The organism is Nonlabens sp., assembly GCF_965660805.1.
Taxonomy (GTDB): Bacteria; Bacteroidota; Bacteroidia; order Flavobacteriales; family Flavobacteriaceae; genus Nonlabens.
Window position 1 is genome coordinate 19,265 of sequence record NZ_CBFIBE010000019.1, and the last position, 26,250, is coordinate 45,514.

At 35.6% G+C, this 26,250-nt stretch carries 20 protein-coding genes; 9 read left to right on the forward strand and 11 right to left on the reverse strand.

The features are described from left to right. Positions 1-17: 17 nt before the first annotated feature. On the reverse strand, positions 18-1,337 hold the full coding sequence (locus ACTF48_RS06445; protein WP_438962329.1) for an aminotransferase class I/II-fold pyridoxal phosphate-dependent enzyme: 1,320 nt from the start codon (positions 1,335-1,337) through the stop codon (positions 18-20). A gap of 409 nt (positions 1,338-1,746) precedes the next feature. On the opposite strand from ACTF48_RS06445, the gene ACTF48_RS06450 reads away from it, so the two are divergent. Then, positions 1,747-1,917 carry a Lacal_2735 family protein gene (locus ACTF48_RS06450; protein WP_438962330.1) on the forward strand — a complete coding sequence of 57 codons (171 nt, stop codon included), beginning with the start codon at positions 1,747-1,749 and terminating at the stop codon, positions 1,915-1,917. 652 nt (positions 1,918-2,569) lie between these two features. On the opposite strand, the gene argS is transcribed toward ACTF48_RS06450, so the two are convergent. Then, positions 2,570-4,351, reverse strand: a complete 1,782-nt coding sequence (gene argS / locus ACTF48_RS06455; protein ID WP_438962331.1) for an arginine--tRNA ligase — start codon at positions 4,349-4,351, stop codon at positions 2,570-2,572. An 81-nt stretch (positions 4,352-4,432) separates the two neighbouring features. Here argS and ACTF48_RS06460 point away from each other — a divergent pair, with 81 nt between their 5' ends. Next, positions 4,433-4,861, forward strand: a complete 429-nt coding sequence (locus ACTF48_RS06460; protein ID WP_438962332.1) for a hypothetical protein — start codon at positions 4,433-4,435, stop codon at positions 4,859-4,861. 32 nt (positions 4,862-4,893) lie between these two features. Here ACTF48_RS06460 and ACTF48_RS06465 read toward each other — a convergent pair whose 3' ends face one another. Together ACTF48_RS06465 and mazG are read right to left on the reverse strand one after the other, a co-directional pair. After that, positions 4,894-5,577 (reverse strand): hypothetical protein, encoded by a 684-nt coding sequence (locus tag ACTF48_RS06465; RefSeq protein WP_438962333.1) that lies wholly within the window; start codon positions 5,575-5,577, stop codon positions 4,894-4,896. A 99-nt stretch (positions 5,578-5,676) separates the two neighbouring features. Beyond that, positions 5,677-6,453, reverse strand: a complete 777-nt coding sequence (mazG, locus tag ACTF48_RS06470; RefSeq protein WP_438962334.1) for a nucleoside triphosphate pyrophosphohydrolase — start codon at positions 6,451-6,453, stop codon at positions 5,677-5,679. A gap of 168 nt (positions 6,454-6,621) precedes the next feature. On the opposite strand from mazG, the gene ACTF48_RS06475 reads away from it, so the two are divergent. Next, positions 6,622-7,371 (forward strand): thioredoxin domain-containing protein, encoded by a 750-nt coding sequence (locus ACTF48_RS06475; protein ID WP_438962335.1) that lies wholly within the window; start codon positions 6,622-6,624, stop codon positions 7,369-7,371. Between the two features lie 46 nt (positions 7,372-7,417). Here the strand turns inward: ACTF48_RS06475 and ACTF48_RS06480 are convergent, their stop codons facing one another. The 3 genes from ACTF48_RS06480 to ACTF48_RS06490 all read right to left on the reverse strand — a co-directional run bounded on the left by ACTF48_RS06480 (position 7,418) and on the right by ACTF48_RS06490 (position 12,191). Then, a complete protein-coding gene (locus ACTF48_RS06480) occupies positions 7,418-8,881 on the reverse strand; it encodes an AAA family ATPase (RefSeq protein ID WP_438962336.1) in 1,464 nt (487 codons plus the stop codon). Between the two features lie 213 nt (positions 8,882-9,094). Continuing rightward, complete coding sequence (gene hutH, locus ACTF48_RS06485) at positions 9,095-10,600, reverse strand: histidine ammonia-lyase (RefSeq protein ID WP_438962337.1); 1,506 nt, start codon at positions 10,598-10,600, stop codon at positions 9,095-9,097. 46 nt (positions 10,601-10,646) lie between these two features. Beyond that, positions 10,647-12,191: an NAD(P)H-hydrate dehydratase gene (locus tag ACTF48_RS06490; RefSeq protein WP_438962338.1), complete on the reverse strand. Its 1,545-nt coding sequence runs from the start codon at positions 12,189-12,191 to the stop codon at positions 10,647-10,649. Between the two features lie 207 nt (positions 12,192-12,398). Between ACTF48_RS06490 and gcvT the strand changes: the two genes are divergently transcribed. The 6 genes from gcvT (at position 12,399) to ACTF48_RS06520 (ending at position 19,619) form a co-directional block, all read left to right on the forward strand. Next, a complete protein-coding gene (gene gcvT / locus ACTF48_RS06495) occupies positions 12,399-13,481 on the forward strand; it encodes a glycine cleavage system aminomethyltransferase GcvT (protein ID WP_438962339.1) in 1,083 nt (360 codons plus the stop codon). Between the two features lie 111 nt (positions 13,482-13,592). Continuing rightward, complete coding sequence (locus tag ACTF48_RS06500) at positions 13,593-14,408, forward strand: NAD-dependent epimerase/dehydratase family protein (protein WP_438962340.1); 816 nt, start codon at positions 13,593-13,595, stop codon at positions 14,406-14,408. Between the two features lie 117 nt (positions 14,409-14,525). After that, positions 14,526-16,220, forward strand: coding sequence for an OstA-like protein (locus ACTF48_RS06505; protein WP_438962341.1), 1,695 nt, complete (start codon positions 14,526-14,528; stop codon positions 16,218-16,220). 3 nt (positions 16,221-16,223) lie between these two features. Next, a complete protein-coding gene (locus ACTF48_RS06510; RefSeq protein ID WP_438962342.1) occupies positions 16,224-17,405 on the forward strand; it encodes an aspartate aminotransferase family protein in 1,182 nt (393 codons plus the stop codon). A 110-nt stretch (positions 17,406-17,515) separates the two neighbouring features. Then, complete coding sequence (locus ACTF48_RS06515; protein WP_438962343.1) at positions 17,516-18,895, forward strand: tetratricopeptide repeat protein; 1,380 nt, start codon at positions 17,516-17,518, stop codon at positions 18,893-18,895. A 4-nt stretch (positions 18,896-18,899) separates the two neighbouring features. Next, a complete protein-coding gene (locus tag ACTF48_RS06520) occupies positions 18,900-19,619 on the forward strand; it encodes a tyrosine-protein phosphatase (RefSeq protein WP_438962344.1) in 720 nt (239 codons plus the stop codon). Here ACTF48_RS06520 and ACTF48_RS06525 read toward each other — a convergent pair. The 4 genes from ACTF48_RS06525 to ACTF48_RS06540 form a co-directional block, all read right to left on the reverse strand. Further along, positions 19,616-22,000 (reverse strand): GumC family protein, encoded by a 2,385-nt coding sequence (locus tag ACTF48_RS06525; RefSeq protein WP_438962345.1) that lies wholly within the window; start codon positions 21,998-22,000, stop codon positions 19,616-19,618. The genes ACTF48_RS06520 and ACTF48_RS06525 overlap by 4 nt on opposite strands. A 3-nt stretch (positions 22,001-22,003) precedes the next feature. Continuing rightward, positions 22,004-22,792, reverse strand: coding sequence for a polysaccharide biosynthesis/export family protein (locus ACTF48_RS06530; protein WP_438962346.1), 789 nt, complete (start codon positions 22,790-22,792; stop codon positions 22,004-22,006). Positions 22,793-22,808: 16 nt separating this feature from the next. Beyond that, positions 22,809-24,272 carry a polysaccharide biosynthesis protein gene (locus tag ACTF48_RS06535; protein WP_438962347.1) on the reverse strand — a complete coding sequence of 488 codons (1,464 nt, stop codon included), beginning with the start codon at positions 24,270-24,272 and terminating at the stop codon, positions 22,809-22,811. Between the two features lie 708 nt (positions 24,273-24,980). Next, on the reverse strand, positions 24,981-26,250 hold a 1,270-nt coding region (locus ACTF48_RS06540; protein WP_438962348.1), incomplete at its 5' end, for a T9SS type A sorting domain-containing protein.

Consider the following 26,250-nt stretch of genomic DNA (forward strand, 5'->3'; position numbering starts at 1 on the left):
TTGAGTGGTTGTGTTTGTTACGCTTTCGCGAAAGCGTTATTATTTATCTTTTCTAGCTCTTGAACCTTATCATGACTTAATAAACTCTGTTTAAAATCTGTAAGAAACTGCATGATTTTATCGCCTTTTACATGATCCATTACCACAATTTTGAACCATTCTGGCTGGTGATGATTGTCAGGGACAAGTCCATATTTTATTGCAATCTCTGAGGATACATAATCTTTATGAATGGCTATAATATTGCTGCCTTGAAAGTGAATCAACCGCACATGCCAAAGAGCCAATTGGTTTTTAAGTCTTTCTGTTCTTTGTGCGAGTGCCAGCATGCGCTCTGCCCAGTCATAAGGACCGTAATTCATCAATATTTTATAGATACTGATCGCATTTGCACCGCTGCGACTGCCTACCAGTGTGCAATCCATTCCTGCGACATACTGAGCACTGTCAGTAAGACTATACTTCAGCAAGCCTTTTCTGATTGCAAAAATTCCAGTTCCATAAGGTGCTTGGAGCATTTTATGTGCGTCTAGTGTAAAAGAGTCTATACGATTATCTTGAAAAGTAAGTGGCTGGTCTGGATGCGTGAATGGCAAGAAGAAACCACCATATGCACCATCTACATGCACTTTTACTTTCATGGATGGAAATTGCTTGATCACATTCATGTAATCATCTAGGGCATCTACGGAGCCATACATGGTCGTCATCATATTACATACTAAGATCAACTTATCTACACCTTGCTGTTGTAATTTTTCTAACTGTTCTTTAAGGTGGTCAGTTTTAATGGCTCGTGTATCTTTATTTACAGCAACTTTGGCTAGTTTTATATTCAGTAAATTAGACGCTTTATCCATGCTGTAATGAGCATCTTCACTGCAGATTACGGCTATAGAGTTGTAATCTTTATTCAAGTGAAGTGTCTCATTATAAAAATTACGATATACCCAAATGGCTTGTATATTACCTTCAGTACCACCAGAAGAAACGTAGCCGTCTATAGTATCGGGCTGAGCTTTTAAGATATCATCACTTATAATTTTAATGACCTGAGCCTCTAGCTTTTGGGTTCCAGAGAAATAAGGTTCAGAAAGGTCTGTGTCTGTATGAACACCTATATGGTTAGGGTTATTGATAAGTGTTTTCAAAAATGTAGAACCATCTAGTATTTGAGAATCTGGTGCAAATTCTTGTTTATCGAGATGGGATGCAGGCACACCCATTTTTAAACTATCATAATAGTTAATATTTTGGGCGAGTGCCTCTAGAATATGAGCATCTATAGCATCTTTAGAAAGACGCTTCCAGTTTTTATAGGTTTGATTATAAGTCACTTAAAATAGTATTAGCTAACAGGTTGCTAAAGTATTTGAAGTACAAGCCTTATTTCATGACATTTATCAGTTTTGTGGAACAAATCATTGTTATTAATTGATATTATAAAACAAACTAATGTTTAAGAATGAGGTGACGATGGTTTTGAGTTGTGAGGTTTTAAGCAGAATTATTCTTACAAAGTTCTAAGTTTTTAAATTAAGTTGTATTTGTAAAGCCTTCATTAATCAAATGGGTAAAATTCTGGTAGGTAATAAGTATCTTTTAAGAGTTGCATGCGTTTTTATAACCAGTAGATTATTTCTCTAGGCTGCACTGGGATCGCCACGACGTTTATAAAGTCAACTTGTTTTTGATTTTAAAAAGTAATGAACGCTATATTTAACGACTCCTTTAAAAACAACCATTATGTTCGGATTATTTAAAAAGAAAAGTGAGTTAGAAAAACTACAAGAAGAGTATCAAAAACTCATGGGCGATTTCCACAAATTATCTAAGTCAGACCGCGCTGCTGCCGATGCAGCTTTTGCCAAAGCAGAAGAGATCGGGAAAAAAATGGATAGTTTGAAGAAATCATAATTTTTATATTCCTAAGTCATTAGTCTTATTTTTCAAAATCTGTCATGCTGAACTAGATTCAACATCTCATCTTACAGCGACGTGAACTTATCGTTTATCAAAATCTCTGGTTTTCATCACTAGCACAATGCTTTCTTTCGGCCATGACGAAATCGCAATGACAGGTGTTACTTTTTATATAATACCCGAAAACTTTTCCCTGACGCTAAAGGGTAGGTTTTCTTGCATTAAAATTTAAAACTGAAATCTCTGTTAAGCTATAAATTTCCGCACCCTTTAGGGTTGGGGAAACGGAAATTGAACCATGATTTATTTGGTCGGACTGATGCTTTCATCACTAGCAGATTGCTTTCTCTCGGCGCTGCCGAAATCACAATGACAGGTGTTACTTTTTATATAATACCCGAAAACTTTTCCCTGACACTAAAGGGTAGGTTTTCTTGTATTAAAATTTAAAACTGAAATCTCTGTTAAGCTATAAATTACCGCACCCTTTAGGGTTGGGGAAACGGAAATTGAACCGTTATTTGTTGAGTCTACCTGATGTTTTTAAAACAATCAATCAAGTTATGATATTCAAAAAGCTCTCAGCTCAGAACTCAAAAACTCACAGACTCAAAGACTCAAAGACTCAAAGACTCAAAGACTAAATTTACATTTGCTCAGGAACTTCTATTCCTAGTAATACACAGGCAGAGTTGATAACCGCAGCTGTTTTATAACATAGTGCTAAACGGAATTGCTTCATGTCTGCATTTGTTTCTTCTACGATTTTTGGAACATTCTGATAGAAAGAATTGAATTCTTTCACGAGTTCATAGACATAGTTTGCCACAAGTGCTGGACTATAATTTCTTGCCGCCGCATCTATGGTATCTGGGTATTGCTGTAGTAATTTGATCACCGCCGCGTCTTTTTCAGTAAGTTTAAGATCTGTAGCTACTTTCAATTGATCAGCATTAAAACCAGACTTCTTTAAAATAGACTTGATCCTTGCGTGCGTGTACTGGATAAACGGTCCTGTGTTTCCTTGAAAATCTACAGATTCTTTAGGATCAAACATCATGCTTTTTTTAGGATCTACTTTAAGCATAAAGTATTTTAAAGCTCCTAAGCCTATCATTTTATACAGGTGTTCTTTCTCAGAATCACTCATTCCGTCTAGTTTGCCTTGTTCTTGAGCAATTTCTCTAGCAGTATCAGTCATCTCTTCCATAAGCTCGTCTGCATCTACTACGGTTCCTTCACGAGATTTCATTTTACCCGATGGTAATTCTACCATACCATAACTTAAATGATACAGGTTTGCTGCCCAATCGTAGCCTAATTTCTTAAGGATTAAAAACAATACTTTAAAGTGATAGTCTTGCTCGTTACCTACGGTATATACCATAGAGTTGATATCGTGATCTTTTACACGTTGTATCGCTGTTCCTATGTCTTGAGTCATGTAAACGGCAGTACCATCAGATCGTAAAACTATTTTACGATCTAATCCTTCATCAGTTAAATCGATCCAAACAGAACCATCTGGATCGCGTTCAAAAACACCTTTATCCAGTCCTGTTTGAACTACATCTTTACCGAGCAAATAAGTATTACTCTCATAATACAAACTATCAAAATCAACTCCTAGGTTTTTATAAGTCGTATCAAAACCATCATAAACCCAACCGTTCATTTTCTTCCAAAGCCCTACAACAGCAGCGTCACCTTGTTCCCACTTGCGGAGCATTTCTTGTGCTGCGAGTAATGATGGTGCTTGTTTTTTAGCTTCTTCTTCTGTTTTTCCTGACTCGATTAAACTCGCTATTTCTTTTTTATACTCTTGGTCAAATTTTACATAGTAATTCCCTACCAGCTTATCACCTTTCAAACCGGTAGATTCTGGAGTTTCTCCATTTCCATATTTTTCCCATGCCAGCATGGACTTACAAATATGAATTCCGCGATCGTTAATGATTTGGGTTTTATTCACCTTGCGACCTGTTGCCTCTATGATTTGAGCAACTGAATAGCCTAATAAATTATTACGCACGTGGCCCAAATGCAGTGGCTTATTAGTATTAGGCGAGCTATACTCTACCATCACACCAGGTTGAGCATGGTCCACCCCAGTTTTTCCATAATCAGCAGTGCCTAGAATGTTGTTGAAATCACTAAGGTAAATGGCGTGAGAAACGGTTATATTTAAAAATCCTTTAATCACTTCATAGGAAGAAATAAGGTCTGTTTTAAGCAGCTCTGCTCCTATTTGTTCTCCGATCACCGCAGGATTTCCTTTGATATGTCTCAACATAGGAAATACCATTACCGTGAGATCTCCGTTTTGATCTTTTCGCGTAAGCGTAATCTCAACAGATTCTAAACTCACAGAAAATAAGTCCTTTACAGCATTTTTTACCGCAATTTCTAGTTGTTGATGAAGTGTCATGAGTACAAATTTAAGCCTGCAAAGATAAGGATTATGAAAGGCTTAACGAACTCCTCAGACTAAGAAACTAACATTACCATTATGCTTTATAACGTCTCTTATAACGACCCAGAAACTCGACGACTCATTGAAAATGATGTAGGTCGAGTTCTCAGCTTACGCGAAAGGTGGAAACTAAAAGGCAGCGGCTCTCCTAAGTTACATATTACCAGCAGCAGCATACAGATTCACAACCTGCTGGTGGTGGATAACAGTCTCAACGTGTGCAATATAGAATTAAGAGAAAAAGGAATTATTGTGCGATTCCGCTCTAGGTTACAGACCTTTGCACTACCTATTCCCTATTTTAAACTTAATATTTACAAAGGTCGCGCCGAAGAATATAGTATTTACAGAGATAACTACTGGGTAAAGGTAAAAGCAGACCGCAAACCTATTCATGACTTTTTTAAAAAGATAAACCAGCAAAAAGGAGATAGCGGATTTGAATATGTGGATGACCTCTGTTAATATCAAAAATAATGAGGCCTTTTAAATCGTTCCTAGTTCAAGTATTTAATCACCTTAACTCCTTTATGGCTTTCTAACCTAAGAAGAAACAATTGATCTTTAGGTAAAAAGGAAAGATCAGTAATTGCGTCTTTTATAGATGTAGTATGAATTAAGGCTCCTGAAAGTCCATAAACATGAAGTGTTATAACATCACTACCGCTATAAATTAATTTTTGGTTCATGATCTTAAATAATTCTAGTTCTTCAAGGACATCATTTGAAAGAGTTGCTTGTTGCCATCCATAATCGCTTCCTTTTAAATCTGCGCTTTGTCTAGAAAGATCTGTCGTGGCAATAAGGAAATACCAGTCATTTACTTGAGTTCCAGCGGGAATAGTAGTAATGTTTAAATTAGGTTCTTCTACATAAGTTCTACCTGCAACATCTATCTGAGCGATATAATATCCTAGTGTATTATCATAGTTAAATGGTACCAAAGTAGAAATATCTGCAAAATCATCATGAAAATCCCAAGTAGCTGTAACACCATCTGTTTCCAGTCCTGTATATAATAATAAGTTAGGATCACTCATAGGGTCAAACAGTGTGTAATCGCCTTGCGCGCCATAAGTAATGGTCATAATACCAGAGTTAATGGTAGCAGGATTAGGGTTAATTTCAATTTGAGAAAAAACCAGCAATGGCAATAAAAGAAAAACAGCAAATGTTCTCATAATAAGATATTTATCACAAACTTAAATAATTCAAAAACAAAACCAATTTTTATTTAACATTTAACAACTAAAACGATTTCGTTAGAACTGTTTTCTACTTTATCTTATTTTTTTAGCCTCATTCCAGTAGACATCCATCTCTGCCAGTGTCATGTCACTAAGTTGCTTCCCTAGCTCTTTAGCTTTAGTTTCTAGATATTGAAAACGCTTGATAAACTTTTTATTAGTACGTTCTAAAGCATCTTCAGGATTTACTCCTAAGTGTTTTCCATAATTTACAAGTGAGAATAATACATCACCAAACTCTGCCTCTATTTTATCACTATCATTTTTATCTACCTCAACTTGTAACTCAGCCAGTTCCTCTTCCAGTTTTTCTTTTACCTGTTCTGGTCGTTCCCAGTCAAAGCCTACTCCAGCTACTTTATCTTGAATACGAGAGCTCTTTACGAGTGCTGGTAAGGACTTAGGCACTCCTTCTAGCACACTTTTTTTTCCTTCTTTGAGTTTGAGCGCTTCCCAGTTTTGTTTCACCTCTTCCTCATTTGCCACCTCTACATCTCCATATATATGTGGATGTCGCGATATCAATTTATCACAAATACCATTTGCCACACTAGCGATATCCCATTCCCCAGTTTCAGATCCTATTTTTGAATAAAAAACGATATGTAAAAGTAAATCTCCTAGCTCTTTAGGAATCTCCTCACGGTCATTATCCAGTATCGCATCACCTAACTCATAGGTTTCTTCAATAGTAAGATGTCGCAGGGATTCCAGTGTCTGTTTGCGATCCCATGGGCAACCTTCTCGCAGTTCATCCATTATGGTTAGTAGTCTGTCCAGTGCGGCTAGTTGTTCTTTTCTATTGTTCATTTTAGAGCATTATTAGGCAAGAGTATTAGTCTTGTGATTTATTTATGAATAGCTGTAAGTATATTTGTGAGGTTAAGAATTACGCTTTCGCGAAAGCGTCATCACAAAAACCTACTGCCATAATAATTACGGCATAAAATTAATTCCTATTATTCCAAACCTACCCTAATGAAGCCTATTCTTTTTAGCTTTTTTGCACTAGTTATAACCATTCCCGTGTTTGCACAAAACTGGGTAACTGATCAGACCATGGAAGAAACCGTCATGCTGGAAGATGATCAACTTAAAGTGCTTTATTTTACAGCATCCTGGTGTGGTCCATGCCGTTACATGAAACCGATCATGAAGGATATAGATAGCGATAAAACGATAGATACTACGGTTTACTTTATGGATACTGATAAGAATATAACCGATGATATTCTAAAAGTAAACTCCATACCGGCTTACTTTTTTATAAAAAACGGTCGCGTGTTAGGTCGCACAGGAAGTGCCATGTTAAGAGAAGAAATGGTTAAAATGATCAAACGACATGATCTCATGACTCTAAAAGGTGATCGACTAGCTTATCGTGGTAAACCATCTCAATATGAACTAGTCGCTGGAGCAAATCCTAAACTGACCGTTAAAAACCTAAAAACCATCTGGTACGACGCACAGCAACTAAATACCTTATCATGGAATATTTATCAAAAACTGGACGACTCTAAGGACATAGCCTGTGCGTTAATTCTAGTACAACGATCCATAGAACTGGAAGAATTCTCATCTAACCTTAAGACTTATGCCCATCTACTTTTTAAGAATGGTGACAAAAAGAAAGCTCTCAAAATTGCTAAAAAAGCAAAAAGGAGAGCCAAAAAGAATAAGGAGTTTACAGGTATTATGGATAAGTTGATTAGTGAATTAAATGAGTAATACCAATTTGAATTTATAAAGTCTTAATAAATTCAATTAGATATAACTATATTCCCTTAATAAAATTACTGTACAAATCATTGAACTGATAGCCTTCAGTAAAGCGCTTTTTACTGAGTTTATCAAACTCTACTAGAGACCATAGGATAAACTCTTTTAAGAAGTAGCGATCCTGAATAGGTAATTCTGGTTGGTATTTTTCAACTAGATCTGTTAAAGGTGATACTTGATCTAGTAGTGCCTTATAATCAGCATCATTAAGTTCATCTAGTAATTCTAAACCATCGTTATTAAAGAACCATTCTAGCAACTTGTCATAAGGTGTTTCTTCATCAGGTTTTACAAGTTTTTTAATTTCTGGGAAATACTGAGGAAACAGTTTCTTTATGGCATCTCCTATCAATTCACGAGCTACAAAGGCAGCGCCTTCTTGCTCACCTTCATAAACCAGTTCTATTTTACCCGTTATGGCAGGAATGACTCCTGAAAAGTCAGAGAAACGCAAGGTGGTCGTATCATCTCCATTCATTAAGGCGCGACGTTCTGCGGTGCTGAGCAGGTTCTCATAAGCCGTAATGCTCATACGAGCACTTACACCACTTTTTTCATCTACATATTCACTTTCTCTAGCAGAAAAACTGATTTGTTCTAGAACATCTTTGGCCAGTTCTGGAACACTAACAGCACTTTCAGTGCGCTCATCTTTGCGAGCCTCTTGTTGTGTTATGGTTTTGGCAATTTCTATATTTTCTGGGTAGTGCGTTAAGATTTGTGAACCTATACGGTCTTTTAATGGCGTTACAATACTACCACGATTAGTATAATCCTCAGGATTTGCAGTAAAGATAAACTGCATATCTAGTGCTAGTCTTAATTTAAAACCACGTATTTGTATATCACCTTCTTGTAAGATGTTGAATAAGGCTACCTGAATACGAGCTTGTAGATCAGGCAACTCGTTAATTACAAAAATGCAACGGTTAGCACGTGGTATCATTCCATAATGAATCACTCGATCATCTGCATAGCTTAGTTTAAGATTTGCTGCTTTTATAGGGTCTATATCTCCTATTAAATCGGCCACGGTAACATCTGGTGTGGCAAGTTTTTCAAAGAAACGGTCGTCTCTATGCAACCAGGAGATAGGTGTTTTATCTCCATGCTCTTCAATAAGCTCACGCGCTGTTCTGGATAATGGTTCCATGGGATCATCATGGATCTCACTATCTGTGACATAAGGAATATATTCATCCAGTAAACCAGTCATTAATCTTGCAAGTCTCGTTTTTGCCTGACCGCGCAACCCTAGTAAATTAATATTATGTCTGGACAAAATGGCACGTTCTAGTTCTGGAATCACCGTATTTTCATAACCGTGAATTCCCGTAAAAGAGTCGATACCGTTTTTTATATTTTCTTTTAGGTTATCTCTAAGCTCATCTTTAATGGATTTAGAGTTCCATCCTGCCTTTTTAAGATCGCCTAGTGTCTTTATTTTTTTTATGTTCATGATATTAGTTTGTGAGTCTTTAACTTATAAGCTGTGAGCGGTGGTGGTGTCTTATACCAAAAACAAAAAAGTTTAACCTTAATATGAATTTTTGAGCCTGAACTATCCCATCACTTACATGGAAAGGTAAGATTAGTACTAATTTATCTCCTATTAATAAATCGTAACTTTTCTAAAGACATTACAAACACAACATGATATTCTAGGAATAATTTAAAATATCAAGTCTGAATCAAATCTTGTTGACTCCATATATTTTAAAGAGTTCATAATATCATTGTGTAAAACACGATCAGTGTCCAGTGAAGGTACATCTACTCTCAGACCTTTTATAATTTCTGTTAAAAAAGAAGAGGTTTGTTGTGGTAAACGTTCCTCTACAGCCTGAGTAGCTGCAAGAAGCTCTATAGCAAGCACTCGATCCACATTTTTTACGATCCGGAACATTTTAGTTGCAGCATTAGATCCCATACTCACATGATCTTCCTGACCATTTGAAGACACGATACTATCTACACTGGCTGGAGTGGACAGTTGTTTATTCTGACTTACTATACTAGCTGCGGTATATTGAAGAATCATCATTCCACTATTTAATCCTGGATTGTTAACTAAAAACGCTGGTAAACCACGAGTTCCACTCATGAGTTGAAAAGTTCTGCGTTCACTTATACTTGCGATTTCTGACATAGCTATACCTAGATAATCTAGTGCAAGCGCTAGTGGCTGTCCATGAAAATTACCTCCAGAAATAATAGCTCCAGACTCTGGAAAAATATTAGGGTTATCTGTAACAGAATTCACTTCGGTCATGAAGGTCTTTTTTACAAACTCTAAGGTATCCCAGGTTGCTCCATGTACTTGAGGAATACATCTAAAACTATACGGATCTTGAACGTTTACTTTTTCGCCTTGAGCTATATCACTATCATCTAGTAACGACTTAATTAATGCTGCACTACGCAACTGACCTGCATGAGGTCTTATCATATGGATACGTTCATCAAATGGTGATAAGTTACAGTCAAAAGCGTCTATAGACATAGCACCACAAATATGAGCCCAGTGCCATGCTTTATAACTATGAATTAAACTATACACTCCATAAGCCAGCATGAATTGAGTTCCATTTATAAGTGCTAGTCCTTCTTTAGACTTAAGCTGGAGAGGTTCTATTCCTAGTTGAGTGTTTAACTCTTGAGAACTCATTTTCATACCTTTATAAAACACTTCACCTTCACCTATTAAGGGTAAGGCAAGATGTGCCAGCGGTGCTAGATCTCCACTAGCACCTAGTGATCCTTGCTCATAAACCACAGGATAAACCTCATTATTAAAGAATGTAATCAATCGCTCCACCACTGCTCTACTTATACCACTGTGACCATAGCTTAAACTTTGAATTTTAAGAAACAGCATTAATCTTACCACTTGATGTGGCACCTCATCACCTGTTCCACAGGCGTGAGAAACTAATAAATTATACTGTAGTTGCTGTAACTCACCAGAGCTGATGTGCGTGTTGCACAAAGAACCAAAACCTGTGTTAATTCCATAGGTAGCTGCGGCATCTTTATGATCAAACCTATCGTTCAAATATGAGCGGCATTTTTCTATACGTTCTACAGCTTCTTCAGATAAAGATAATGTTACAGGTTGCTCTAGCATGTCCTGTAATTGCTGGATGGTTAATCTTTTTGATGATATATAATGTTTCATTTCTGGCTATTTAATTGACGCAATAATAAGCAAACATAGTAAAAAACTACTGTGATTGTTTGGGCTGTTGTTGTGATGGTTCTGGTCTGAACAAATCTAGAATTGCTGCTCCCATAAAGTTTGAAATGATACTAGCTTTTAAGCCTTCATGAGCATAGGATTGACTCGCTATATCACCAGCTGCACCGTGTAAAAAGACTGCAAATACCGCTGCTGTTACAGGTTCATAACCTTGTGTCAGTAATCCTGCTATAGCACCAGAGAGAACGTCTCCACTACCTGCGGTTGCCATTCCTGGATTACCGGTATCATTTACGTATAACTTTTCTCCAGAAACAACAATAGTGTGCGCTCCTTTTAAAACTATAATCACATCTTTTTCAGTGGAGAGTTTTTTAGCCTTTTCTAGTCGGTCATAATCATCCTTCCAGTTGCCCATCAATCGTGCTAACTCACCATCATGAGGTGTTACAATGGAATTATTAGGAACCATTTTCCAGTACTCAGGATGCTGTGATAAGATATTTAAACCATCTGCATCTATGACGATAGGGTTAGATTGTTGTGTTAACGCTTTCGCGAAAGCGTTTTTAACAGCTGTTCCAGTACTCAAACCAGGTCCTACACAAAGAGTAACATCCTTAAGGTCGTGTTCAAAGTCTGTAATAAAATCTTCTCCAGCACTTGTAATAGTCATTACTTCAGGCAAACTAGATTGTAAAATATCATTTGCATCTTCTGGTAAATAAGCGGTTACTTTTCCTGCTCCTATATTCATCGCAGCACCTGCGGTAAGTATGGCTGCTCCTATCTTTCCTTTGCTGCCAGCCATAGTGAGAACATGACCATAATCACCTTTATGACTGTATTTATCTCGTGGTTTATACATACTACGTGCCGTGTCTGGAGTAATGATTTGAGCCAGTGGTGCAGCTTCCATCATATAATGTGCATCTAAACCTATGGGAATGACTTCAAATGTTCCAGTATATTTACCCGTTTGAGGCAGGAAAAAACTCAATTTAGGAGTTTCAAATGAAAAGGTATGTTGTGCTTTAATAATGGGGGATTCTATAGGCTGTGGTGTATTTGCATATAAACCGCTAGGCATGTCTATTGCGATTTTAAACGCAGGTGTGTTATTTAGATGATGAATTAAAGCTGCCATCCAGCCATCAATGGATCTATTAATTCCAGTTCCAAAAATGGCGTCTATGATAATATCTTGTGGATGTAACTCTGGAAAATCATCTTTACAAGACAATAAAATAGGCCAGTCTTTTGTGACTTCTTTTATTTTATCATAGTGAAATAAAAATTCTGGTGCTCTTTTCTTACTGCAATTAGTCACATAAACGGTTACATGATAACCATGCTGGATCATGTGACGTGCCAGTGCTAGACCATTACCACCATTTTTACCTATCCCACAAAAAACTTTAATAGATACTGGAGAACCTTGCAGCCTGCTATGCAGGCGCTCAAAAATGAGCTGAGCTATATGCTCCATGAGGTCGTTACTGGTGATTTTATTTTTGCTTATCGTAGCATGATCAGCTTCAGCGAGCTGTTGTGCGCTTAGTATTTTCAATGTGTAGGTTTTTACGATTGCAATTTAAGGAATGTGTTTAATTTAGAATTAAGAATAAGATATTATGAATAGAATAATTGAGTCTGTATAAATTGAGATAGCAACTTAGGTTAAAGACTTGAAGTTTAAAGAACTCTTAATTCTTAAAAGCTGATATTAAATAAAAGGTATAATCCATACCTTTGTAACGTTTATAAAAAACCTTAAATGAAAAACACAGCTCTTACAGCAGTACACGAGGCGCTAGGCGCAAAAATGGTTCCTTTTGCAGGCTTTAACATGCCTGTTCAATATGAAGGAGTGAATATAGAACACCAAACGGTGCGTGAAGATGTAGGCGTTTTTGATGTTTCTCACATGGGTGAGTTTTTAATCTCTGGTCCAGAAGCCTTAAACCTAGTTCAAAAAGTATCTTCTAATGATGCTTCAAAACTTACCGTAGGAAAAGCACAATATGCTTACTTACCTAATGAAACTGGCGGAATTGTAGACGACATGATCGTTTATAAAATGAAAGAAGATCAATATCTACTAGTGGTTAACGCCTCTAATATCGATAAGGATTGGGCTCATATCACCAAGCACAACACTATGGGTGCAGCTATGAAAAACCTGTCTGATGATTATTCTTTACTGGCTATTCAAGGTCCTAAAGCTGTGGAAGCGATGCAGTCGCTTACTTCTGTAGATTTGAGTGCTATAAAATTTTATCATTTTGAAGTAGCAGATTTTGCTGGAATAGAGCATGTCATCATTAGCGCAACTGGTTACACGGGTTCTGGTGGTTTTGAGATATACTGTAAGAATACTGAAGTGGCTCAGATTTGGGAAAAAGTTTTTGAAGCTGGAGCAGCTTTTAATATAAAACCTATAGGTCTTGCCGCACGTGATACTTTACGATTAGAAATGGGATACTGTCTTTATGGTAATGATATAGATGATACGACTTCACCTTATGAGGCTGGTCTAGGATGGGTCACTAAATTCACTAAAGAATTTGTAAACCATGAGCAGCTTTTAGAGCACAAAGAAAAAGGTGTGGATCGCAAACTTGTCGCGTTTGAGATGGATGAACGTGCCATTCCTCGTGGCGGTTATGAAATTAAAGATAGTAACCAGAAAAATCTTGGTATAGTTACCAGTGGAACGATGTCTCCTTCCATGGGAATAGGTATAGGAATGGGTTATGTACCGCCTATTTTTTCCACTCCAGGCAGTAAGATTCATATCCAAATACGCAAGAAACTAGTTCCTGCTACGGTTATCAAGTTGCCTTTTTATAAAAAGTAAGCCTAGCCCTTTCCAAAGAAAAAGGAACTGTTTCAATACTTTTCTCTAAGAGAAAAGCATTAATAACTCCTGAATGAGGCTTTTAAGAATAAAGAACAATTAATTATTTTTTTGAATCGAATATTAATTTTAGGCGGTAGTGGCTTTATAGGCAACGCAATCTATAAGGAGCTTGCACCCTATTATGATGTTCATGCCACCTATCGCACAGATCATAAAGAGTTTGATAAAAACCAGCATTTCCACCAGCTGGATATGGAGCTAGAAGATATTCATGGATTACTCGACTTATTAAAACCTCAGTTCATTATTAGTGCAGTGCGTGGTAATGTAAATTCGCAAGTTCATTTACATCAGCGGTTGATTGATTGGGTCGTGAAAAATGACTCTCGTATTATTTTTATGTCCAGTGCAAATGTTTTTGACCGTTTTACAAACTTTCCCAGTTATGAATATGACAAGACATTTTCTGAAAGTATTTATGGTCGCTTTAAAATAAAGGTTGAAAACGCCTTATTAAGGCTGCATCCTTCTAAGTACGTGATTTGTAGAATCCCTATGATCTTTGGGAATAATACACCACGTGTAGAAGAGTTAAGACAGCAACTGGTAAATCAAGAAGCCATAGAAGTGTTTCCTAATGTAGTGATTAACGCGACACATATTCAGAAATTAACGCAGCAAATTCATTACCTTATCAATAAACGCCGTCGTGGAGTGTTTCATTTAGGCAGTATGGACTTAATACATCACATTGATTTAATTCGTGAGATTAGTCAGATTATGGGTTATCCGCATCCTTTATTGAAACAAGTTTTTGATAGTAATGAAGACCGCCAGTTATCAGTATTACCTAAGGATAATATGCTACCTAAACACCTGCAACTTACTATTGAAGAAGTTGTGGAGCGCTGTGTAGTAATTTAACAATCTATCCACTAACTTATACCAACTCATCATTTAGATGATGAATTGACATTATAATTCAAGTATAGATTTAAAGCTATGATCATTTTAGTAAATTTGTTCTTTAATAGATTCCATTTGAAAAATTATATTTCTTTATCACTGCTAGGTTTATTTTCATTTTTAAGCATAGCACAAAATGCAGAAACTGAAGGCGATTCCATTATTAATGTAATTGCAGGATATCAAAGGATTATAGAAGATAAATATCCAGGAGCCATTATCTATGCCAGCTCTGATAGCCAAGAAGTCTATGTAGAGCACAATGGAATAAAAATGTGGTGTGATCAGGCTATTTTTTATAAAAAAGATAATTTCTTAAGAGCCTTAGGAAAAGTGCGCATGAATCAAGGTGATAGTGTATTCATGAACTCAAAATATGCAGAGTATAATGGAAATACTAAACTGGCTTTTGCCTCTGGAAAGGTAAAAATGCGCAGTCCTGATACTCATTTAGAAACAGATACTCTTTACTTTGATCGCACTAAACAACAGGCCTACTACAGAAGCGGTGGGAAAGTAACAGATACCGCAAGTGTTCTCACGAGCCGTGTTGGTCGTTTTTTTATGCAAGAAAAAAAGTATCAATTTTTAGATCATGTAATTATCACACATCCTGATTATACTATCAACTCTGCACAGGTTAATTTTTATACAGAAACAGGACACGCTTACCTATATGGACCATCTACGATAAAAGGAGAAACTAGTACAGTCTACTGTGAACGTGGCTTTTATGACACCAGAAAAGATTATGGCCATTTTGTAAAGAATTCGCGTATTGATTATAATAATAGAACAGTTACTGGTGATAGTTTATTTTTTAACCGTGTAACTAACTTTGCCAGCGCTACGAATCATATAATCGTTACAGATACCATTAATAAATCCATCATAAAAGGTCACTATGCCGAAGTGTATCGAGACAAAGACTCTGTATTTATTACAAAAAGAGCAGTAGCCATATCTGTACAAGAACAAGATTCTGTTTATATACATGCAGACACGCTTATGGTTACTGGTCCTGAAGATAACCGTATCATTAGAGGTTTTAAAGATGTAAGGCTCTTTAAAAGTGATTTAAGTGGTCGCTGTGATTCCATTTATACCAGACAATCTACAGGTCTTACTAAAATGATTAAAAAACCAGTGCTGTGGAGTGGTAAAAGTCAGATCACCGGAGACTCCATCCATTTACAAAGCAATGTAGAAACAGAACGACTAGATTCTCTACGCGTTTTTTATAATGCCTTTGTTATCAACAAAGACACGATCCTAGATAATGCTTATGATCAAATAAAAGGAAAAGAACTCAAAGGTTACTTTAAAGATAACGAGCTCCATAAAGTTAAAATGGATAAAAATGTAGAAAACGTATTATATGTGAAAGATGAGGATAAGGAGCTGATAGGAATTAATAAAGGAACTAGTAGTAAACTAGAAGTTACGTTTAGAAATGGTGATGTGGCCATCATTAAACCTATTATGAGCTCTAAAGATGAAACCATACCACCAGAAGAATTTCCAGAAAACGCCCGTAGATTAAGAGGCTTCAACTGGCGGGAAGAAGAAAAGCTCTACAGTATAGATGATCTATTTAAAGGCAAACCTATACCTCAACTGACTAAAATAGAAGGATTACCGTTACCTAAAATTGAAGATGCCTTTTTTGATGAGAATAACTCATCAGAAATTAATGAGAACTCTAGACTCGATAAAGAACTCCTCATTAACAAAAAAGAAGATCAACAAGTTATAGGTAAAAAATCTTAACCAGTGAAAAAAGATTTCTTTGCATATCAAGCGCCCACTACTCCATTTGCTCCAGGTTTAGAGATATCTCATGCAAAGGGGAATTATATCTATGACATTCACGGGAAAAGCTATCTAGATTGTGTAGCTGGAGTGAGCGCTTTACCGCTAGGTCACTGTCATCCAGCGGTAACTACTGCTATTAAAAACCAGGTAGATCAGTACATGCACGTAATGGTTTATGGAGAATATGCTCAAAAACCTGCTATAGAGCTGTGTAAAAAACTTGCCAGTCACATGCCAGAACCACTGGAGATGACTTATCTCGTAAATAGCGGCACAGAAGCAATAGAAGCAGCGATTAAACTAGCCCGTAGAGTTACTAATAGATCAGAGATCATAGCCATGAAAAAAGCTTATCATGGAAACACTATGGGATCTTTAAGCCTCATGGATTATGAGGAACGTAAAGCTCCATTCAGACCATTAATACCTCAAATTAAACATATAAAATTTAATTGCTTTGCACAATTAAACCTTATTACTGAGCAAACCGCAGCCGTTATCATAGAAACTATTCAAGGTGGTGCTGGCTTTATAATGCCCCATAAATCATGGATTACAGCTTTAAGAGAAAAATGTACGCAAAAAGGAGCCTTACTCATACTGGATGAAATACAGCCAGGAATAGGGCGCACCGGTAGTATGTTTTACTTTACACAACTAGGTATCGTTCCAGATTTAGTCGTAACAGGTAAAGGTCTTGCAGGTGGTTTACCTATAGGTGCGCTTACAGGCAGTGTACATCACATGAATCAGTTTAAGGAATCTCCCATGCTTGGACATATTACTACTTTTGGTGGTCATCCAGTGATTGCTGCGGCTGCACATGCTACCCTAAGTGAATTAGAGCAAAATGGACTTATAGAAACTGTTAAGGATAAGGAATTACGCTTTCGCGAAAGCTTAAAAAACAAGCATATTCTAGAAGTAAGAGGTACCGGTTTAATGCTAGCAGCCATAGTGTCATCCGAAATCGACACCGCTGCCATAGTTGACGAATGTAGAAAAAGAGGTGTAATTTTCTTCTTATTACTTTACGAAAAGAAAGCAATACGCATCACTCCACCACTCACCATTACTAGAGAAGAGATCCATACCGCCTGTAAAATCCTGATAGATGTTATAGAAGAATTCCAGGCATAAATGAGCCTTTAAAAGCTGTTTATAAATTGTTTATAAGAGATGTTAAGGCATGATGAAAAGAATGACAAATATTTTGAACTTAGTGAAAGTAGAAATCTTAAAAATCATTTATGCAATTTGAACTTAATGGCGATGGCTTTATGAGTATTAAAAAGTTTGAGTTAATGCTTAAATCTAATGCCGTAGGTTTTTTTGATAGTGAAGAATTTGAACAAATTGTAGAACACTATTTAGAATCTGGCAAAATGAACATGGCGCGTAAAGCGGCACATCTAGGATTATCACAACATCCAAGCTCTGTAACTATTAAGCTACTACAAGCAGAGATACTTGTATTTGATAACGAATTTGATAAGGCGCATGAAATCCTTAATCAATTATATGAATTACAACCTCATAATTCAGAAATCTATATTCAAAAGGCAAACATATTTTCTAAAACTGATGAGCACGAAAAAGCGGTAGAGCTTTTAAAAAAAGCCCTAGAACTCACAGAAGACCAGGCCGATGTTTATAACCTTATAGGAATGGAATACCTATTCATAGAAGATTATAAACAAGCCAAAGAGAATTTTATCTCCTGTTTAGAGCTAGATGATACGGACTACTCAGCACTCTATAATATTATTTACTGTTTTGATTTTCTCAAAGAACATAAAGGTGCTATAGATTTTTTAAACCAATTTTTAAACAATAATCCATATAGTGAGGTGGCGTGGCATCAAGTCGGGAAACAAAATTTTGACCTAAAAATGTATGATAAGGCGCTTTCTGCTTTTGACTTTGCCATTATATCAGATGAATTATTTGTAGGCGCTTATCTTGAAAAAGGAAAGGTGTTAGAAAAATTAGGAAAGTATAATGAGGCTATTGAAAATTATCAAATCACCTTAAAACTAGATGACCCTACCTCTTTTGCCTATTTAAGACTGGGAAAATGTTATGAGAAACTCGGTGCTCATGAGCTCGCTATAAAGTTTTTTAAGAAAACAGTTAAAGAAGATCCTTTACTAGATAAAGGATGGATTGCCCTTGTAGATTATTATTCTACGCAATTAAATTATCAAAAAGCCTTGAGCTATATAGAAAAGGCTACTGAAATCGATGAAGAAAATGCCTTATACTGGATCAGATATGCTAAACTTAATAAGAAACTCAACTTTTTTGAAGAGTCAGAGCATGGCTATAGACGAGCGATTGAACTAGGGAACTATGAATTAGACACCTGGCTCGAGCGATCAGATATCTTATTACAATTAGGGGAAATAGAAGCCGTAGTGTCCAACTTAGAACATGGACTAGAATTCTATCCTGAAGATGCTGAAATTGAATATCGATTAGCTGGAGCTTATTTTAAAACCAATGATTTAATTAAAGCTCGTTTTCATTTACAAAATGCATTCAAGAATGATCCTGAGTGTATTGTCCTTCTGGAAAATCTATATCCTCAAGTGTGGAAGAGCAATGAAGTACAATCAATTATAAAGTAGTTCCATGTTTTTTTTTACTAAAAAAGAATTTCTAGCAGACCATCTTGAAGGTTTAATTGATATACATAACCACATTTTACCAGGAATAGATGATGGATCTAAAGATGTAGAGATGTCACTTCAAATGATACAGCTTTACAAAGAACTAGGCTTTAAAGGATGTATAGCTACACCACACACCATGGAAGATTATTATGGTAACGATATACGTTCCATAGAACAAGCCTTTACTGATTTTAAAACAAAAAACACTGGCTTCATTACAAATGCTGCATCAGAATACATGATGGATGGTAATTTTAAACATTTAATTGATTCAGATCAAATTCTATTCTTAAAAGAAAAGATGCTACTCACTGAATTTTCATATTTTCAAAAGCCCGCTTATGTGAACGAAATCATATTCCACATGATTCAGAAAAACATAGCTCCTATTCTCGCCCATCCTGAACGTTATGCATATATTAAAGATATTGAAGAATATAGAGACCTTAAAGATCGTGGTTTTACACTTCAATTAAACCTGCTATCACTATCAGGTCATTATGGTAAGGACGCCTTCACAAAGTCTACACTTTTACTGAAAAACCGATTTTATGAATTCATAGCTACCGATGCTCATAAACCAGAGCACTTAAAAGCTATTAAAGAAATGAAAATAACTCCTAAAATCTCAGAAGATCTTAGACCAGTAATAGAACATACTAAAAGTATATTTAACTAGAAGCCTAGCTTAGATTTTAATCGTGATAAGGTAGATTGTTTGTCTGCACTATACGTGTAACCATACTTATTACCATAACCAAAGTTTGCCAACTTAACGCTGTTAATTACCATAGCTATGTTAGACAATTTTTCAGCTTTTAAGGTGTCTGAAATATAATCCAGAAGACTTAAATCGGTATAGTTTGCTCTGGATACATAAACCGTTACATCTGCATATTTGTTGATAAGGAAAGTATCTGTTACTAAGATGGTAGGTGCCGTATCCACAATAATCATATCATATTGTGATTTTGCTTCATCAAAAAGTTGCATGATACGATCTTGCATGAGTAATTCTGCAGGATTAGGAGGAATAGTTCCAGATTGTAGTATAGAAAGCTTAGGGTTATCATCAACATTAAAAACTAAATCATTCAGATCAAAATCATTAGTAACGAGATAATCAGTTAATCCTTTTTTATGTTTCAATTTTCTATTAAAAAAGCGATGTAATTGAGGGTTTCTAATATCTCCTCCTATCAGTAACACTTTCTTACCGCTATAAGCAAAAGTACTCGCTAGGTTAAAAGCAGTGAGTGTTTTACCTTCACCTTTAACAGTAGATGTCACTAGAACAACTGGTGTTTCTTTATGCGCTAAGGTGTTTAATTTATATTGAATATTAGTTCTAATGATTCTAAAAGACTCTGCTAGAACACTTCGATCATTAGGTACGATTCTATTATCAGCACCACTTTCTAGTTTAGGTATTTCGCCCAATATGGTAACTTCTGGTAGTGCTCTTTCTAAATCCTTACGTGACTCTATTTTATTATAAAATAATTGTTTAAGATAAACTATACCTATAGGTATCATCACTCCTAATATAAAACCGGCTAACAATATTATTTTAGGTTTTGGAGAAATAGGGTTTTCAGATGCATATCCAGAGTCTACTATCTTTGCCTTAGGAGCTGTAACGGCTAGTGAAATAGCTGTGGTCTCTTGTTTCTCTCTTAAAATCAAATAGATTGCCTCTACAACCTCTCTATTCCTTTTAATATTTCTACTCGTTTTCTCATTACTCGGCACACGTGAAATAGTTGCATTAATCTGGTTAGACTTTTGAGCGAGACTATTCCTTTCTAACTTTAAATTGTTAATGTAATTATCAAGAGTTGTAAAAATATTTCTTTTCAGAGCCGTTAACTCACTGGTTAACTGAATCATAACCGGACTTTCACTTGTTGAGGTCTGGCTTACTCTTTGAAAAGTTGTTAATATTTCATTATACTTTCCTATCAACTGATTTAATTGAATATCATTAATGCCTAAACCAGCAGTGGTAACTGTTTTTTCTAAATCTCTCACCATAAACTCCTTTAGGGAGCGACCAATGGATAACTGTGTCTCCACCTTCAATAATTCAGCTTCAATTTGATTTGCTTTCTCCAAATCTATAGCCGTTTCTACTTCAATATCCACCACTTGAACCGAAGTCTTAAAATCTTTAATACCTGTTTCAACACTATCCAGATCCTTAGTGATTTCTTTAAGACGTTCTTCAATAAACGCTGCTGTATTTTTTGCTACTATATTCTTATCATTAATTGCATCCTTATTATACTCTTCAATTAATTGATCAAGGACATCAGCAGCTCTATCGCCTACCACATCAGTAATGGATAGGTTAACGACACTACCTCTCTTACCAGAACTTACTACATTTAATCGAGAATGGTAATCTTGTAACAACTTTGATTTAGGATGAATAACAACATGTAGAATATCTTCATCATTGTTCTCTTTTGAATCGGCAAGATTATTAACGTTTTTCGGCGTTACTAAAAAATTACGATTATCGATTGTTATAATTTCACCATACTTCTTGTTTACCCAATTACCTTCCTCAGTTGATTTGAAACCGAACAAAGAATCATTATTTTTTTTAACAAAGAAAGATATGTTCTCTCTTAAAGGAAGTAAAGAATCATTCTTTAATTGTGTGATGTCCAGAAATCTAGATTCATATACATCACTTGACTTGACATTTCCCTTTCTGTAATAGTTGATATCTAATTTAAAATGGTCTATGACCTTAGATAGCAAACGCTTAGAGTTTAAAATTTCAATTTCATTTTCTACACTATTGAAATTACTACCGAATAAGCCAATATCACCCAATACACCAGTCTCTGACAAGCCACCTCCGAACTGTGTATCTTTTATAATTATAGAAGCGGTTGCTTCATACTTTTTTGTGGTGTACCTTAAATACATTCCAGAAAGAAAAAGACACATAATAACAGATAACAAGACCCAAGGCCAAACTGATAAAAATGGCCTTATTTGATCTCTCAAGGAGACTTCATTAGATTTTGAGTCGGTAGTACTATTCATTAATTATCTATTCAGGTTAGAAAATACAACAATGGTGGTAAGTAATAAAGAGGCGATGGAAACGTATATAGAAACATTTCTGTTAAATCCTGAAGCTTGAACTTGAGCTCCATTAGGCTCTACTATCACCGTATCATTTTGATTGAGATAATAATAAGGCGAGTAAATAAATTCAGAACTGGTCAAGTCTACTCGAGCTGATTTTTGAACACCATTCACATCACGGATAACAATGATGTTGTCTCTCTTCCCGTACACCGTAAGGTCACCTGCAAGACCTAGTGCTTGTAATAATGTAATTCTATTATGCTCTATAGTAAAAGTACCTGGTCGGGTAACCTCACCTAAAATGGTGATTTTATAGTTAAGAATTCTCACGTCAACTGAAACATCCTTAACGTATTTTAAAAGTTGGTTTTGCAACTGTTGCTCTAATGCTTCTCGAGTTAAACCACTTACCTCTATAGATCCGAGAACGGGAAACTTTATTGTTCCGTTTTTATCTACAAGATAACTTTGAAGCGCTTCTTGAGAACGCACCCTTAAATCTTGATTAGAAACAGACCCTACGACCTGATTAAAAGGAAGTACACTTTCCATATTAGCACTCGATACAATGATACGTAACACATCATCTTTTGCAATAGTCGTTTCATACAAAGACTTTTCTTTAGATAAAGTATCATCTATATCTTGAACATAAATAATATCTTTTTTAGATACGCAAGAAGACAATAAAAGAACGGGTAAGACAAGAATTACTATCAACCGTTTAAACAAAAATATTTTCATCTGGCAAATATAGTGATTAGCTGGTTACTTTTACCTCGTGATCAAGCACTTCATACACACTATTTTCACTCAAAAACTCTGGAATTAATTTCTTTAAAATCGTAACTACTTCAACGTTATTATGAGCTTGAGCAGCAGCAGATATATCGATAATAAAGTCTTCCATAACTGCCATAGATTTTTCTTCATCTTTGGCTCTCTTAATTTTCTTATGATGCGTCGGTAAAACAGTAGCCGTGTCGTTCAATAGCTCTTCAAAAAGCTTTTCTCCAGGCCTTAACCCAATTACTTTAATATCTATTTGTGAATAAGGCTCAAATCCAGACAATCGTATCATTTTTTCTGCCAGATCCATAATACGAACAGGTTTCCCCATATCAAATACAAAAACTTCTCCACCTTGCCCCATAGTTCCTGCTTGTAGTACTAGTTGACAAGCTTCAGGAATAGTCATGAAATAACGTATAATATCTTGATGAGTAACCGTAACAGGTCCACCTGCTGCGATCTGCTTTTTAAAATAGGGAATTACAGAACCATTTGAACCTAATACATTTCCAAATCTGGTCGTAATAAAACATGTTTGAGTTTTAGTAGCTTGCAAGGCCTGCACATAAATTTCGGCTGCTCTTTTAGAAGCACCCATAACATTTGTTGGGTTAACCGCTTTATCTGTAGAAACCATTACAAAACGATCCACATTAAATTCAGCACTTAAATTTGCTATATTCATGGTCCCCATAATATTCACAAAAACCGCCTCAGAAGGGTTGTTTTCTATTAATGGTACATGTTTATAAGCTGCTGCATGATAGACTATAGATATATCTTCCGTTTGAAACAAATTAGTTAATCGATTCATGTTCCTGATATCAGCGAGAACAAATTCAAAATTCAGATCAGGGAAGTTACTTCTTAATTCTAATTCTAATTCATGTAATGGAGATTCTGCCTGGTCTAATACAATTAACTTTTTAGGATTGTACCTAGAAACTTGTCTTACGATTTCACTACCTATGGAACCTGCTCCACCAGTAACTAAAATAATTCTATCATTTAGAAAATCATTAATCAAGGTATCATCTAAAACGATAGTATTTCGTTCTAACAAGTCTTCGATTTGGATTTCCTTAATATTTCCATGAACACTTTGTGATTCACTCCATTCTTTGATTACCGGAGCGTTAAAAATTTGAACTCCATGATTCAAACATTCCTCTACAATCTTTAATTTATCTTTTTGGGAAATAGTATTCCCTACTAGAACGACACCATCTATGTCACAGGTTTTAAGTTTAGCGCACCATCCACTAGAGCATTTAAAAATAGGTTTACCGAGTATTTTCATTTTGGAATAGGACTTGGTAAGGGAAATAAAACCAGCGAGGATAAAATCTTGATCCCTGGAATTTGTCAAAGCCTCAGCAACAGAGATCGTATCATCATTAACACCTAAAAGAACAACTCTCTTTTTATTCATGGAATTAAGATTGATCACAAATTGATAAACAGACTTAATAGCCACTCTAAATGAAAGTAATAAACCAAAAGTAACCGCGGTATAAATAATCAAAAACGGCACCAAAAAAAGTTTCTCTTCAAAGAATCCCTTATACAGATAACTTATGAATATTAAAGACATACCAGCTGAAATAGAAGCTAATGCAATTTTTAAAGTATCTACTGTGGTACTATGCCTAATCAAACCAGCATAAGTACTAAAAACAAAGAAAAAGGAAAATTGAACCAAGCAAACTACCACCGCTTGCTGAAAAATAGTCAAAGTAGGATAAAAAGTTACCGAAAGGTTTTTTACCATTAAATAACTCAAGAAAAAGGAAAAGCAAACCAAAGCACTATCTATGATAACAACAACCCATCTAGGCAAATAAGCTATATTCCTAAATTTCAAATCATTATCTCCATTTAGCAGCACATGCGATAGTTTATTTTTAAAGTAATCCCAAGTCATTATTATATACTTTTAGTTCCCAAAAGAGACCTAATTAAGAGCCTCTAAGAATATCACAAGTCAAACGGAGCTCGTCGAAATACTATTGAAATACAATAGGTAAAACCTCGACGAGCTCTATTTGATAAGTAAGAAGCTTTTTTAAGACAGCCTCTTTATAAAAATTAATTAGTTCTAAATCACTACTTATAACAAGCAGAGCATTGAAAGAACAGCTTATTCAATAATCAATTGTTTTACAACCTGTTGTCCTTCCTGTTGCAATGTAAGCAAATATACACCCATATTCAAACTTTCCAAGTCAGAAAGTACGACTTCATTATTACTCACTTCATAACTCTTATTTACTAATAACTGTCCCGATAGATTATAAAGCTGTACTGAAACAGGCTGTGTATTAATTAATCCCGAAATCTTAACTAGACCATTGCTCACTGGATTAGGATACACTGAAACCTGACTACTTAAATTAAAGTCGTTACCAGATAATGTCGTGTTTGAGAATTCAATTAAAAATCTATCTGTCGCAATGCTTGATGGGTCTGATTCATCAAATGATAAGGTTACGATCGTTTGATTGTTATTTTGAATGAAGTGATACTGCCCTGATTGATGATCCAGCAAGTAAGCATCTACACCATTCAATCCTGAAAGCTGGAATTTAAAATCATAAGAACCAGTTGAAAAACGATTTATTTTTAGAGGCAATATAGTACCATCTATAGGTAAACTGCGATTCTCTATAGCTAGATCTATGGCTCCATGAACAAGAGCTATATTTTCATCTAGATTATTAAGCTTATTCAAATCAAATGAATCTATACCATCATTTCCTTGAGATGAAAAGTTCACTTTAAAACCATCCAGATTGGAACCTCCATTAGACAAATCCATAGAAAGTGTTGCTTCTGGTATACTATAAGTAGCTGTAAGATTTGATCCTGCAGATTTAAAAGACTCTTTAAAAGTGACACTAGGGTCATTACCATCACCATCGTTATCTACTAATAAGAACATAGACTGACCTGGTTGCAATATTCCATTTACTTCACTATCTGATGGTGAAGATGTCGAGTTTGAAAAATCAAAAGCTCTATAGGCACCACGAGCACCAGCCTGCGGATTCCAAACATACATAAAGTTAGGATTCACATCTTCTCGAGCCGTAGCATCATTCATTAAAAGACTGATATCTACTTTAGACTGATATGGGTTACCCGTAAAAACAAAATCTCCAGTAGCTAGTGTACTTGAAAAAGGTTGTACAACATCATCCGTTATTAATGTACCTGTGGTGACTAATTTAGTATCGCTTGGGGCACTGGTATTACTAGTCAAGTCTATACTACGATTACCTCTTATAAATAAACGGTAGGCCTCTCCAGCAATAAGTGAGGTACTATTAGTATTTGCAACAGCGGTCCATGATTGATTATCATCGTTACTGAAATTAAAAAGTGAAGGATTATTGGTACTCGTCTGATCA